The sequence below is a fragment of the Apilactobacillus micheneri genome (assembly GCF_002993975.1).
GTDB lineage: Bacteria > Bacillota > Bacilli > Lactobacillales > Lactobacillaceae > Apilactobacillus > Apilactobacillus micheneri.
The window spans coordinates 382,997-395,902 of sequence record NZ_POSO01000002.1 but is presented as its reverse complement, the minus strand read 5'-3'; the positions used below and the strand labels follow the sequence as shown (position 1 = coordinate 395,902).

The following is a 12,906-nucleotide window of genomic DNA, read 5'->3' as shown; positions in this document are numbered from 1 at the left end:
AATAAATCCGGACAACGCTTGCCACCTACGTATTACGCGGCTGCTGGCACGTAGTTAGCCGTGGCTTTCTGGTTAAATACCGTCAAAGCGTAAACAGTTACTCTTACACTTGTTCTTCTTTAACAACAGAGTTTTACGAGCCGAAACCCTTCTTCACTCACGCGGCGTTGCTCCATCAGACTTTCGTCCATTGTGGAAGATTCCCTACTGCTGCCTCCCGTAGGAGTCTGGGCCGTGTCTCAGTCCCAATGTGGCCGATTACCCTCTCAGGTCGGCTACGTATCATCGCCTTGGTGAGCTTTTATCTCACCAACTAGCTAATACGCCGCGGTCCATCCTAAAGTGATAGCAGAGCCATCTTTCAAGTTGGAACCATGTGGTTCCAACTAATTATACGGTATTAGCATCTGTTTCCAAATGTTATCCCCTRCTTYAGGCAGGTTACCCACGTGTTACTCACCAGTTCGCCACTCGTCCCGAATCCAAAAATCATTTATGCAAGCATAAAATCAAATTGGGAGGACTCGTTCGACTTGCATGTATTAGGCACGCCGCCAGCGTTCGTCCTGAGCCAGGATCAAACTCTCATCTTATAGATGAAAAGCTTTTAACTAGCTCATCAAATTAATTGTTTTTTATAAGCGAATTGACTTCGCAATGTTTAATTTCTTATGATATAAATCATAAGAATCCTTACACATCATCGATTATCAATCTTGTTCAGTTTTCAAAGATCTACTTATCAGTTAGCTGCTTTCAATAAGCAGCTCTTTAATTATATCAGGTTATCAACTTAATGTCAACAACTTTTTATAATTAAATTTTTGAATTAATTTGTTGCTCTTTGTCATATCAACAACGCAACATTAATTATTATGCCATTTTAACAAGTGAAAGTCAATAACTTTTTATAATTATTTTTCAATAACTAACTTGTCTTTTTCAACGACAATTACAATAATACCAAAGCTGTAAAACAACGTCAACAACTTTTTATAATTATTTTTTTGCTACCGTTATCAAAAACGACAACAGGAATAATAATATCAATAATTAATATCAACGTCAACAATAAATTTAAAAAATGATTAAACTTCAACAAAAAACAAATCATAACCTTTATAATGAAAAATAAATTACTTAAAAGGAGAAAAGTATATTGGAAAAAGTAGTTATTGTAGCAGCGAAGAGAACCCCAATTGGGAAAATAAATGGTGAGCTTAAAAATTTTTCATCAGTTGAATTGGGAACAATTGTAACTAAAGAAGCAATCAAACAAGCAAAAATAAACAATGATAATGTCGATCAAGTTATCTTTGGTAATGTTCTACAAGCTGGGGCTGGTCAAAATATTTCCAGACAAATCGAAATAAACTCTGGCATCCCCTACTCAAGTACAGCCAACACTGTTAATCAAGTTTGTGGCTCTGGATTAAAAGCTGTGCGTAATGCCCAAGCAGCCATTGCTATGGGTGATGCAAACATAGTTGTTGCTGGTGGCGTCGAAAGCATGTCCAATGCTCCCTTCTTAAACATGAACATGAGAAAAGGCAAGAAGTTTGGCAATGTTTCATTAATTGATTCTATATATAATGATGCTTTAATGGATGCTTTTAACAAACAACCAATGGGAATGACTGCAGAAAATGTAGCTAAAAAATATAATGTTACTAGAGCAGAACAAGATAAATGGGCATATGAATCACATATGCGTGCTTTAAATGCTCAGAAAAATGATTATCTTAAGGAGGAAATTGTTCCTATTGAGATAAAGAGTCGTAAAGGTAGCTTCATATTTAAAGATGATGAAACAGTTAGACCAGATACTAATATGGAAGCTTTAGGAAAATTAAAGCCTGCATTTACCCAAGAAGGATCTGTCACTGCTGGGAACGCAGCTAGTTTAAATGACGGTGCATCTGCACTTGTTTTAATGAGTGCATCCGAAGCCGAAAAAAGAGGCATTAAACCCTTAGCTGTAATTGATGATTACGCAGAAACTGGATGTGATCCAGATTACATGGGTTATGCACCATATGATGCTACTAAAAAATTATTCACTAAAATGAACATTAGTATGGATGACATTGATTTAGTAGAACTTAATGAAGCATTTGCAGCACAAGTATTAGCAGTGGCCAAAAATTACAATATCGATAAAAACAAATTGAACATTTCTGGTGGTGCTATTTCAATGGGACATCCTCTTGGTGATTCAGGAGCTAGAATTATTGGAACGTTAATATATAACTTAAAACGTACTAATAAGAAAAATGGTTTAGCTACTATTTGTATTGGTGGTGGCATGGGAATGGCAATGAAAATTACATTATTATAAAACAAATCACGTGGAACAAATATCGATTTGTTGTATCCTATATTATATGAGAGTTTTTTTATTCGTTGCATTTAACAGCGATTATATATATACTCTTAAGTTATGGTTTTTATAAATTAATAATTAATCCAAAAGGAAGTGTTAAAATGCCCGCAACATACTTAAGAAAATCAATAGAAAAGGATTTACCAGAAATTTTGGACATTATCCATTCAGCTATTGCATATTTAGGTGAACAAGGAATTGACCAATGGCAACATGGTTACCCTGCTGATGATGACTTGAAAAAAGATATTGCAGACGGAATCAATTATGTACTAGTAACTGATGGTAATATTGCTGGAACCGCAACTATCCATCAAGGAATTGATCCTAATTACTTAAAAATTGAAGATGGTGAATGGGTAAATGGTTCTGAAGCTCATTATGCAGCAATTCATCGTGTAGCAATTTCAAATAAATTCCGTGGACAACATCTTTCACAAAAACTAGTGAGCGGTTTAATTACAGTTTCCACTGTCTTAGGATTTAAAGATGTAAGAATCGATACTCATCCCGAAAATATGGCAATGCAACATGTAATCACATCTAATGGTTTTGAAAAACGTGGGATTATTCACATGCGTGAAAATGGTCACCCTTGGACTGCTAGATATGCATACCAATTACTAATTAAATAATAAAGGTGGCTAAAATATGATGGCTAGTGATTTCTCAGTTCAAATCAAATTAATCGTTATGTATGCAATCGGAGTGATTGCCATGCTTTTATTACTTGGATTTTTATATTACAAGCAACGTAAACTGCTTACTAAAAATATAATTCCAATTTTAATTATAGCTATTATAATGATCTTGATTTTAGCCATTGTTATTACTTTACCTTAAAACAAAAAATGTCGGTACGAATAAATCGTATCGACATTTTTTATTTAATGACAACTTTGGTTCCAAACGGAACATGTTGATTAATCCATTTAGCATCTGGTACTGATAAACGAATGCAACCATGTGAATTAGCCTTTTTACCCAATTCATGAGCATCCTTCATTAAATACTTACCATTTTTATCAACGGGAACACTATGGAACAAGTAAATTCCATGATCTTTCCAAGAAGTCCAATAATTAGCACCTTCTCCTGAACTAGCATTGTAAAAATGATTGCCACGTTCAGCTTGAATATGATAAGTACCCTTAGGAGTTGCACTATTGCCACTGCCAGTAGAACAATACATTGTATATAGAAGCTTATTTTTAGGGGTCATTACATAAACACGTTGATGTTCGCTAGAAACCAATAACCAATTCTTCTTTTTTGGATTCATATTAGGATAAGGGATCTTTTCAGAAGGTTTTCGCCAATCAATCTTTTGTAACTTGGCTTCAACTCGTTCATCAATATTAAAATGACCCTTTTTTATATTATTTTTAGCTGTTGCTTTTCCACAAGAAATTAAAATAAGAGTAGTTAAAAAACAAGACAAAATTAATGCAATTTTCTTTTTATTTAATAATTTCAAAATATTACCTCTTTTTAATAACAAATAATATAAACTGCAATTGTAATAATAATAGCGATTGCGATTAATACATAACATAATTTTTCAAACATATAAATTCCTTCTTCGTATGCAAATTAAGCTTAACTAAAAGTTTATTCTACCCCACAAACATTGTCAATCCAACAAAAAAGAGCTGCCAATTAATTGACAACTCTTTATTAACTAAATGTATTGAACAATTGTCATTAAAATAGGAATAACAACAATGAATAAAATAGTTGATGTAGTAACAATATTGGTAGCATATTTAACGTCACCATGAGCTTCAGCAGCTAGGATAGGCAATACAGCTAGCATTGGAGTAGCAGATTGAACAATCATCGTTTGGTTAAACATTGATGGTAATGAGACTCCACCGTGCATAGCTAAAACTAAGATTCCAATCATTACAACTGGTGCTAAAATGAAACGACCAATTAAGGCTACAACTGTATCACGATCAAATGAGATGCTCTTTAATCCAGCATCAGCTAAAACAATTCCAATGTAAATAAGTGATAATGGTGTTACTAAACTTCCTACATATGATAATGTTTGTGAAATAAATGGTACTTTTAATACTGGAATATTTAACAATAAGAAAATCAAAGCGATTAAGAATCCAACAAGTGGCATTGGAAGAACTTGCTTCCAATTAATCTTGTGATGTTCTTTTGGTTGGTCTTTCTTAGTAGGATCATCATTACTAATTAAGAAGACCCCAAAGGCCCAAGTCGAAACGGTATTAATAATGTAGTAAACCAAGAAATAAGTCATTGAGTTAGGAAATAGTGCTAAGTTCAATGGTAATCCAATAAAAATAGTATTGGCATTTACAATGGCATTAATAAATACTCCACGACGACCCACTCTGATCTTCATGATTTTAACAAGTGCAAACGCAATAATATAGCCAATGACTACTGAAATAATTCCCCAGATTAAATAACTACTAAAACCAACTAGCTGATCACGAGTTAATTTATTTAACACTGCAACAAAGATTGAAGCAGGTAGCGCAATATTTTTAATTAGTTTAGAAATATTCTTACTAAATGTATCAGCAAACCATCCAGTTTTACGCAATACATAACCTAGAATCATGATTAGTACAACTACTAGGACACTTTGAATTGATGTAAAAAATACACCCATTTATAACCCCTCCTATTAATTATATAAAATTTTATTTTTAAATTTATTTAACGATAACAAACTATAAAACATCGCATAAGATATAGTCAAAAAATAAGTTCATTATAAATAAAATTTATATGTCAATAGAAAGATCATTTATATTGTTGTTATAAAGCTATTTGTGTCTTTTATTTTGACGATGAAGAATCCAAACAGTAGTAAATGTTGATACTAAAAATAAAATTATTACAAATAAAATTAAATAAATAATAAAACTCATTATAAATCCTCCCAAATATGTATTCGTAGACAAAGTATATCTAAATTTAGAAAAAATACCAAATTTTTGTTGCATTAAAATTAATATTATGGTTTAATATTAATTGTTGATTAGTAATCGACAATTAATTCAATATTATGAGCTGTTAGCTTAAGGTAAAAGCACTCAGTCCTTTGCTGAGAAGATGGTGTTCGAAGCATCACAGCTCACTAACCAAAGTACTTTGAAGATTTAATTTTTGGAGTACTTTTTTATTAATATTGTTTTTATTATATCTCACACAAAAGGACATGCATTTTATGCATGTCCTTTTATTTTTGTCTAATATGGAATTATTAATGAAATTGCATTCCACCATCTAATTCAAGTGTTTGTCCAGTAATATAATCTGAGTCTTTACCTGCTAAAAAGGCAACCCCATTAGCAATATCTGCAGATTCAGCCAAACGACCTAATGCAATATCTTTGGAGAAAGTACTCATTCCCCATTCATCATCTTTACCTGCATTTTGAGCAACTTGATGTGCAATATCCATCATCATAGGAGTCTTAACAATTCCTGGGGCAAATGCATTAACTGTGATATCTAATGGAGCTAAGTCACGAGCTGTTGATTGAGTAATTCCACGAATAGCAAATTTACTACCACTGTATAATGCTAAATTAGGATTACCCACTACCCCAGCTTGAGAAGTAGCATTGATAATTTTTCCACCATGACCTAATTTTTCAAATTTTTCTTTAGCTGCTTGAGTGCCCCAAATTACTGAAGCAACATTGGTTTTATATACAAAATCAAATTGATCTGGAGTAATTGTATCAATTGGAGTTGTTGGACCCACTCCAGCATTGTTAACAACCACGTTTAAATCACCTAACTGTTCAACTGTTTCATCAACCGCTTTAAACATTTCATCACGTTTTGATACATCGACTTGAACAAAAATTGCCTTTCCACCATCAGCATTAATTTCTTTGGCTACTTTTTCACCTTTTTCTGCAGTACGATTTGCAATAGCGATTGCAAAACCATCTTTTGCTAATCTTTTAGCAATTGCTTCTCCAATACCCTGACCACTACCAGTAACAAATGCAACTTTTTGTGCCATAACAAGATCCCCTTTTTCTATTAATATAATTCACTATTATAATACATAATGAACATTAAAAATACATAAGATTTTCATCGTACTCTAAACAATCTAAGACAAAATATTTGAATTATAATAATAAGCCAGCTATTCTAGAATTTAGAAATATTAATTAATAACTTTAATAATGTTAGGAATGATTATAAATGACTGATAAATACGATTATGATGTTTTATATATTGGTGCTGGTCATGGTACATTTGATGGTGCTATTCCATTAGCACAAAAGGGTTATAAAATTGCAGTCGTTGAAGCAGATAAGGTTGGTGGAACATGTCCTAATTGGGGATGTAACGCTAAAATTGCTTTAGACATTCCAGTTCAATTAAATGAAACTCAAAAGCGATTACAAAATATCATTAATGGTGATACTTCAATCAACTGGAAAGAAAATATGATTAATAAACACAAGGTAATTGATGGATTACCTGATGCAATTAGTGGATTAATCACATCACTTGGTATCAATTTAATTCATGGTTTTGCTAAATTAAATGATAATCATACTGTAAATGTTGGTGATAAAAGCTATTCTGCAGATAAAATTGTCATTGCCACTGGACTACGTCCAAATCGTTTAGATGTTAGCGGTAAAGAATTAGCTCATGACTCTAAAGATTTCTTAAACTTAGATGAAATGCCAAAACATGTAACAATCATCGGTGCTGGATATATTGCAATGGAATTTGCAACTATCGCTAATGCTGCTGATGCTCAAGTCACTGTTTTAATGCATGGTGACAAAGCACTTCGTCAATTCAATCAAGAATATGTTGATATGGTTATGAAAGAATTGGAAAATAAAGGTGTTCGTTTTGTAAAAAATGCTAAAATTAAAGATTTTGTACAAAAGGATGACTGCGTAACCGCTGTTCAACTAGCTGATGAAGATATTCGTACCGACTACATTTTAGATGCCACTGGTAGAATTCCCAATGTTGAAAACATGGGCTTAGAAGACTTAGGTATCAAATATGATAAAAATGGTATCAAAGTTAATGATCATTTAGCAACAAATGTTGATAATATCTATGCATCTGGCGATGTTGCTGATACTGGTAAACCTAAGTTGACCCCTACTGCTATGTTTGAATCAAAATATCTAACTAGTTTATTCTCTGGTGAAACTACAGCTGCTATTGATTTCCCTGTAATTCCATCCGTTGTCTTCACAACTCCAAGGATTGCAGAAGTTGGTGTTTCAGTTGATGAAGCTAAGAACAGTGATGAATATACAGTTGAAGAAACTGATATGACAAAAGATTGGTATCGTGCCATTACCAAAGAACAAATTGCTAAACGTGCATATGTCTTTGATAAAGAACATCATTTGGTAGGTGCTACTGAAGTATCTGATCAAGCTGATTCTGTTATCGATTCAATCTTACCTGCCGTTGCTCTAAAACTAGATCAAAAACAAATTGGTCGTTTGGTTCACTTATTCCCATCCATCGGAAGCGATGCATGGCAAAGTATTTAATCTCTAAAATTTAAAACAAGCATATCTATAAATAAAAATTCCAGGAAACTGGAATTTTTTATTTATATAAGTCTATTTGTTTGTGTATTCATGAACACTATATTAAATTAAGTGTTGATAGATACATATATTATGAGGAGGATTATTTATGCAAAATAATAAATATAATTACGATGTAATTTATATTGGTTCTGGCCATGCTGCTTTTGATGGCGCCAAAAAGCTATGTAAGAAAGGTTTTAAGATTGCTTTTGTTGAAGCCGATGCAGTTGGTGGAACATGTCCTAATTGGGGCTGTAATGCAAAAATAACATTAGATTTGCCAATCACTTTAGCCAAAAAACAACATCGCATGAGTAGCATTGTTGAAGGTGATACCAAGATTAATTGGCATGCTAATATGCAAAATAAACATACTGGAATTGATAATATTAAAGTAAATCGTGAAGCTACTATGAAGTCATTAGGCATGGATGTTATTCATGGATTTGCCAAATTTACTGATGCTCATACATTAGAAATTAATGGTGAACATGTTACTTCCGATAAAATCGTCATCGCAACTGGTTTAACTCCTCATAGAGTGAATGTAGAAAATACAGAATTATCTCATGATTCTAAAGATTTCTTAAACTTAGATGAAATGCCTAAATCCATGGCCATTGTAGGAACCGGTTATATCGCAATGGAATTCGCTACTATGGCTAATGAAGCTGGTGCTGATGTCACAATGCTAATGCATAGTGATAAAGCATTACGTGGCTTTTATCAACCATATGTAGAAAAAGTAATTAATGAAATGAAAGAATCAGGCATTCATTTCATTCAAAATGCTGATATTCATGCTTTTAATCGTGATGGCAACAATTATGTTGTAAATTATGGTGATAAAAAAGAACTAAATGTAGAATGGATTTTAGATGCATCTGGTCGTGTTCCTATGGTTCATAATATGGGACTAGAAGAAATTGGAGTTAAATATGATGATAAAAAAGGTGTTATTGTAAATGATCATTTACAAACTTCAGTTGATAACATTTACGCTTCCGGTGATGTTGCCGCTACTGGTCAACCTAATTTAACCCCTACTGCTACCTTTGAATCACAATATTTAAATCATCTCTTTGCTGGCGAAACTGATAAGGCTATTGATTTCCCTGCTATTCCTTCAGTTGTCTTTACATCTCCAAGAATTAGCCAAATGGGTGTCTCAGTTGCTGCTGCTGAACAAAGTGATGCATATACAGTTGAAAGACATGATATGGCAGGAACATGGTTTAGACAAGCCACTAAAGCTAAAATTGCTGAAAATGCATATGTCTTTGATAAAGAACATCGTTTAGTCGGTTTTACAGAAATTTCTGATGATGCTGATAATACAATTGATACACTTGTTCCCGCAGTTAACATGCGTATGAATGAAGAAGAAATTGAACGAAATGTTCATCTTTTCCCTTCAATCGGTCATGAAGCTTGGAAAAACTTATAAAAAATAAAAACTCTTTAAGTAAATTGCTTAAAGAGTTTTTTACATATAGTATAATAAAAGAAAAATATGAGGAGGTTTTCAATTGGATCGTTCACAACTAAAAATGGAAGCTAATCAAATGGTAAGTCAACATTTTGGATTCTTCTTTACCTTATTTATACCATATTTTATTATGGCGATAATAACAAACATGACTAACCAAGGTACTGAATCTTTTTCTTTGACCGATGGTGTATTGCAAACAACATATAATAGTAATTTAGTTTTATCAACTGGTATTTTTGGAATTGTATCAGCAATATTCGCTTACAGTGCTCAATTTAATATATTAGATGTATGGCGAAACAAAAGTGATTTTGAAAATGGATTTTCTAAATCATTTAACATTCTATCTAGTAAAAGAGTTTTCTGGGGAACGATTGGTGTATATATAATGTCATTTATTTTCATTACTTTATGGGCATTTTTACTATTATTCCCTGCATTCATTAAGGCATGTTCATATTCACAGGCAGTATATATATATCGTGATGCTGCACAAAGTGGTAATCCGATTGGCGTACTAGAAGCTATCACCAAAAGTCGTCAACTAATGGATGGACATAAAGCTGAATATTTTGTCCTAAGACTAAGTTTCATTGGATGGTGGTTTGTTGTAATAATAACATTTGGAATAGCTATTATATATGTTGGACCTTATTACTATTTAACTACTACAAAATATTATTTAAAAATAGTTAATTAGCAAAAATATTAGCTTATATTTAAATAATATAATAAAATATGTACAAAGAAGCGGGTAAAATTATTTACTCGTTTTTTTGTACATATTTTTAAATAAATAATTGAAAAAGAAGATTAATCATCTAAAAAGCCATGAACAAAATCTATAAAATCAGATCCAGCTCGACCATAACCATTACAATTACGTCTTACTTGAGCACTTGTGTAAGATTTAAATCCTCCATTTATGTTGACTAATGAATCATCTGGAATTTCAATATATTTTTTCATAAAATATCACCATCCTAAAAAATAAATATTACAAAGACTTATATAATTCCCATCCTTCAGCAAAAACATTAAAAGCTTTTCTAGTATATCTACCAGCATTGTAAGCTGTTCTATTAAAACCACCACTGATGTTAACTAATGAATCATCTGAAATTTCAATATATTTTTTCATAAAACTCACCTCCTATTTATTATTTCACAAATTACTATAGTTTATTTTTCAGTATATGTCAATTTTTTTTTTAGTGTTCCCTAAAATAAAAATATAAGTTATAATTACTGTGTAAATATTATACAGTAGGTGTTGATAATGATTAAAAAATATTATGTACCACAAATAGATGAAAGTGATTGTGGTGTAGCTGCCTTAGCAACCATCTTAAAAAAACATGGATCTGATTATTCTTTAGCTCATCTTAGACAAATGGCTAAAACCAATATGGAGGGAACTACAGCTTTAGGTTTGGTCCGTACTGCCAAAAAATTAAAATTTGATACTAAAGCAATTCAAGCTGATATGTCTCTATTTGATATGAAAGATGTGCACTTTCCTTTTATAGTGCAAGTGTTAAAGAACAATGAATTTTATCATTTTTATGTTGTCTGCAAAGCTAATAAGAAAAATATTACCATTGCAGATCCTGATCCAAGTGATGGAGTTCGTAAAATAAGTAAGGAACAATTTGAAAAAGAATGGACTGGAGTAGCTTTATTCTTCACTCCTCAAATTGACTATCAACCAGTCAAAGAAAATAAGAATAGTTTATGGAACTATACTAGCATCCTTTTTAAACAAAAAAAATTGATTATTAATATTGTCATTGCTGCCTTATTAACTACCATAATTGGTATTGCCGGATCTTACTACTTACAGGGAATGCTAGACAATTTCATTCCGAATCAGGCCTTTAACACTATTACGATTGTTTCCATGGGATTAATATTTACCTACATAATGCAACAAATATTATCATTTGGACAAAATTATTTATTAATGGTTCTAGGACAAAGACTGTCTATCGATGTAATTTTAAGCTACATCAAGCATATTTTTAAGTTACCTATGTCTTTTTTCGCTACAAGAAGAACTGGAGAAATAGTTTCTCGTTTTACCGATTCAAATAAAATTATTGATGCTTTAGCTAATATTATAATATCAATGTTCTTAGATACATTTATTGTAGTTATATTGGCAGTTGTATTAGCCGCACAAAGCATGACTTTATTCTTCTTAACGTTATTACTTATTCCATTATATACAGCTATTATTTATATTTTTGTGAAACCTTTCGAAAAATATAATCAAGAAGTCATGGAAAGTAATGCTAAACTAAGTTCTTCTATTATTGAGGATATCAATGGGATTGAAACAATTAAATCATTAAATGCAGAACAAAATAGCTATAACCGTGTTGATCATGAATTTGTTAAATATCTAAAGAAATCGTTTACTTATAGTAAGCTGGATTTAACCCAACAAGCTATAAAAACAGGCATCCAATTAATCATGAATGTGGTTATTTTATGGATCGGTGCTCGATTAGTTATGAATAACGTATTAAGTATCGGTCAATTAATGACTTACAATGCTCTATTATCATATTTCACTAATCCTATTCAAAATATCATTAATTTACAAACTAAATTGCAATCAGCACGTGTAGCCAATAATCGTTTAAATGAAGTATATTTAGTTGAATCAGAATTTAAAAAACAACGACCTATTAAAGACATTAATAGTATTAATGGAAATATTGAGTTTAAGAATGTTACTTATAATTATGGGTATGGATCACCTGTATTAGACAATTTAAATTTAAAAATAACAAAGAATCAAAAAGTTGTATTAGTAGGTATGAGCGGTTCAGGAAAAACTACTTTAGCACAATTATTATCAGGCTTTTACCCAATAAAACAAGGTAATATTAAACTAAATAATAAATCAATAGAAAATATTGATCGACATATTCTCAGAAGTTATATCAACTATATTCCACAAACTCCTTATTTATTTAATGGAACTATTTTAGAAAACCTAACTTTGGGATGTAGACCTGAAGTCACAATTAATGATATAAAAAAAGCATGTAAAATGGCTGAAATTAATCATGACATTAAAAATAAACCCTTACAATATCAAACAGAATTATCTGAAAATGGAACCATTCTATCTGGTGGACAAAAACAACGCTTAACGATTGCTCGTGCTTTATTATCTCCTGCACAAGTCCTTATTTTCGATGAATCTACCAGTGCTCTAGATACAATTACAGAAGATAAGATTATTAATAATATTTTATCATTAACTAATAAAACCATTATTTTTGTTGCGCATCGATTAAATATTGCAAAAAAGGTAGACAAAATTGTGTTATTAGATAAAGGTAAAATCGTCGATCAAGGTTCACATAAAGAATTACTACAAAGTAGTGATTTTTATGCGGAACTATTCAATAAATAAGGAGATTTGGAA

General features: G+C 31.5%; 12 protein-coding genes and 1 rRNA gene. 7 read left to right on the top strand and 6 right to left on the bottom strand.

Annotated elements, in window-relative coordinates; all coding sequences use genetic code 11:
* Positions 1–593: ribosomal RNA gene (locus C7N41_RS04005) — 16S ribosomal RNA — on the bottom strand; the annotation flags it as partial.
* 566 nt (positions 594–1,159) lie between these two features.
* Here C7N41_RS04005 and C7N41_RS04000 point away from each other — a divergent pair.
* The 3 genes from C7N41_RS04000 (at position 1,160) to C7N41_RS03990 (ending at position 3,226) form a co-directional block, all read left to right on the top strand.
* On the top strand, positions 1,160–2,338 hold the full coding sequence (locus C7N41_RS04000; RefSeq protein ID WP_105964433.1) for a thiolase family protein: 1,179 nt from the start codon (positions 1,160–1,162) through the stop codon (positions 2,336–2,338).
* 146 nt (positions 2,339–2,484) lie between these two features.
* Positions 2,485–3,018, top strand: coding sequence for a GNAT family N-acetyltransferase (locus C7N41_RS03995; protein ID WP_105964432.1), 534 nt, complete (start codon positions 2,485–2,487; stop codon positions 3,016–3,018).
* Between the two features lie 16 nt (positions 3,019–3,034).
* Positions 3,035–3,226, top strand: a complete 192-nt coding sequence (locus C7N41_RS03990) for a hypothetical protein (RefSeq protein ID WP_105964431.1) — start codon at positions 3,035–3,037, stop codon at positions 3,224–3,226.
* Between the two features lie 40 nt (positions 3,227–3,266).
* Here C7N41_RS03990 and C7N41_RS03985 read toward each other — a convergent pair whose 3' ends face one another.
* The 3 genes from C7N41_RS03985 to C7N41_RS03975 form a co-directional block, all read right to left on the bottom strand.
* Entirely contained in the window at positions 3,267–3,860 is a 594-nt protein-coding gene (locus C7N41_RS03985) for a L,D-transpeptidase (protein ID WP_225362860.1), read from the bottom strand.
* 204 nt (positions 3,861–4,064) lie between these two features.
* Complete coding sequence (locus tag C7N41_RS03980) at positions 4,065–5,036, bottom strand: AEC family transporter (protein WP_105964429.1); 972 nt, start codon at positions 5,034–5,036, stop codon at positions 4,065–4,067.
* 597 nt (positions 5,037–5,633) lie between these two features.
* Positions 5,634–6,407: a (S)-acetoin forming diacetyl reductase gene (locus tag C7N41_RS03975; protein ID WP_105964428.1), complete on the bottom strand. Its 774-nt coding sequence runs from the start codon at positions 6,405–6,407 to the stop codon at positions 5,634–5,636.
* Between the two features lie 188 nt (positions 6,408–6,595).
* Between C7N41_RS03975 and C7N41_RS03970 the strand changes: the two genes are divergently transcribed.
* The 3 genes from C7N41_RS03970 to C7N41_RS03960 all read left to right on the top strand — a co-directional run bounded on the left by C7N41_RS03970 (position 6,596) and on the right by C7N41_RS03960 (position 10,164).
* A complete protein-coding gene (locus C7N41_RS03970) occupies positions 6,596–7,930 on the top strand; it encodes a dihydrolipoyl dehydrogenase family protein (RefSeq protein ID WP_105964427.1) in 1,335 nt (444 codons plus the stop codon).
* A 148-nt stretch (positions 7,931–8,078) separates the two neighbouring features.
* Complete coding sequence (locus tag C7N41_RS03965) at positions 8,079–9,419, top strand: dihydrolipoyl dehydrogenase family protein (RefSeq protein WP_105964426.1); 1,341 nt, start codon at positions 8,079–8,081, stop codon at positions 9,417–9,419.
* A gap of 82 nt (positions 9,420–9,501) precedes the next feature.
* Positions 9,502–10,164 (top strand): DUF975 family protein, encoded by a 663-nt coding sequence (locus C7N41_RS03960; protein WP_105964425.1) that lies wholly within the window; start codon positions 9,502–9,504, stop codon positions 10,162–10,164.
* Positions 10,165–10,277: 113 nt separating this feature from the next.
* Here C7N41_RS03960 and C7N41_RS07675 read toward each other — a convergent pair whose 3' ends face one another.
* Together C7N41_RS07675 and C7N41_RS07670 are read right to left on the bottom strand one after the other, a co-directional pair.
* A complete protein-coding gene (locus C7N41_RS07675) occupies positions 10,278–10,433 on the bottom strand; it encodes a hypothetical protein (protein ID WP_157944967.1) in 156 nt (51 codons plus the stop codon).
* Between the two features lie 28 nt (positions 10,434–10,461).
* A complete protein-coding gene (locus tag C7N41_RS07670; protein WP_157944966.1) occupies positions 10,462–10,605 on the bottom strand; it encodes a hypothetical protein in 144 nt (47 codons plus the stop codon).
* 138 nt (positions 10,606–10,743) lie between these two features.
* On the opposite strand from C7N41_RS07670, the gene C7N41_RS03955 reads away from it, so the two are divergent.
* Positions 10,744–12,894: a peptide cleavage/export ABC transporter gene (locus tag C7N41_RS03955; protein WP_105964424.1), complete on the top strand. Its 2,151-nt coding sequence runs from the start codon at positions 10,744–10,746 to the stop codon at positions 12,892–12,894.
* Positions 12,895–12,906 lie beyond the last annotated feature (12 nt).

Bases quoted from the DNA above. Each gene is read 5' to 3' on its own strand.
- C7N41_RS03995 (WP_105964432.1), top strand. From the start codon at position 2,485: ATGCCCGCAACATACTTAAGAAAATCAATAGAAAAGGATTTACCAGAA.
- C7N41_RS03990 (WP_105964431.1), top strand. From the start codon at position 3,035: ATGATGGCTAGTGATTTCTCAGTTCAAATCAAATTAATCGTTATGTAT.
- C7N41_RS03980 (WP_105964429.1), bottom strand. From the start codon at position 5,036: ATGGGTGTATTTTTTACATCAATTCAAAGTGTCCTAGTAGTTGTACTA.
- C7N41_RS03975 (WP_105964428.1), bottom strand. From the start codon at position 6,407: ATGGCACAAAAAGTTGCATTTGTTACTGGTAGTGGTCAGGGTATTGGA.
- C7N41_RS03970 (WP_105964427.1), top strand. From the start codon at position 6,596: ATGACTGATAAATACGATTATGATGTTTTATATATTGGTGCTGGTCAT.
- C7N41_RS03965 (WP_105964426.1), top strand. From the start codon at position 8,079: ATGCAAAATAATAAATATAATTACGATGTAATTTATATTGGTTCTGGC.
- C7N41_RS07675 (WP_157944967.1), bottom strand. From the start codon at position 10,433: ATGAAAAAATATATTGAAATTCCAGATGATTCATTAGTCAACATAAAT.
- C7N41_RS07670 (WP_157944966.1), bottom strand. From the start codon at position 10,605: ATGAAAAAATATATTGAAATTTCAGATGATTCATTAGTTAACATCAGT.
- C7N41_RS03955 (WP_105964424.1), top strand. From the start codon at position 10,744: ATGATTAAAAAATATTATGTACCACAAATAGATGAAAGTGATTGTGGT.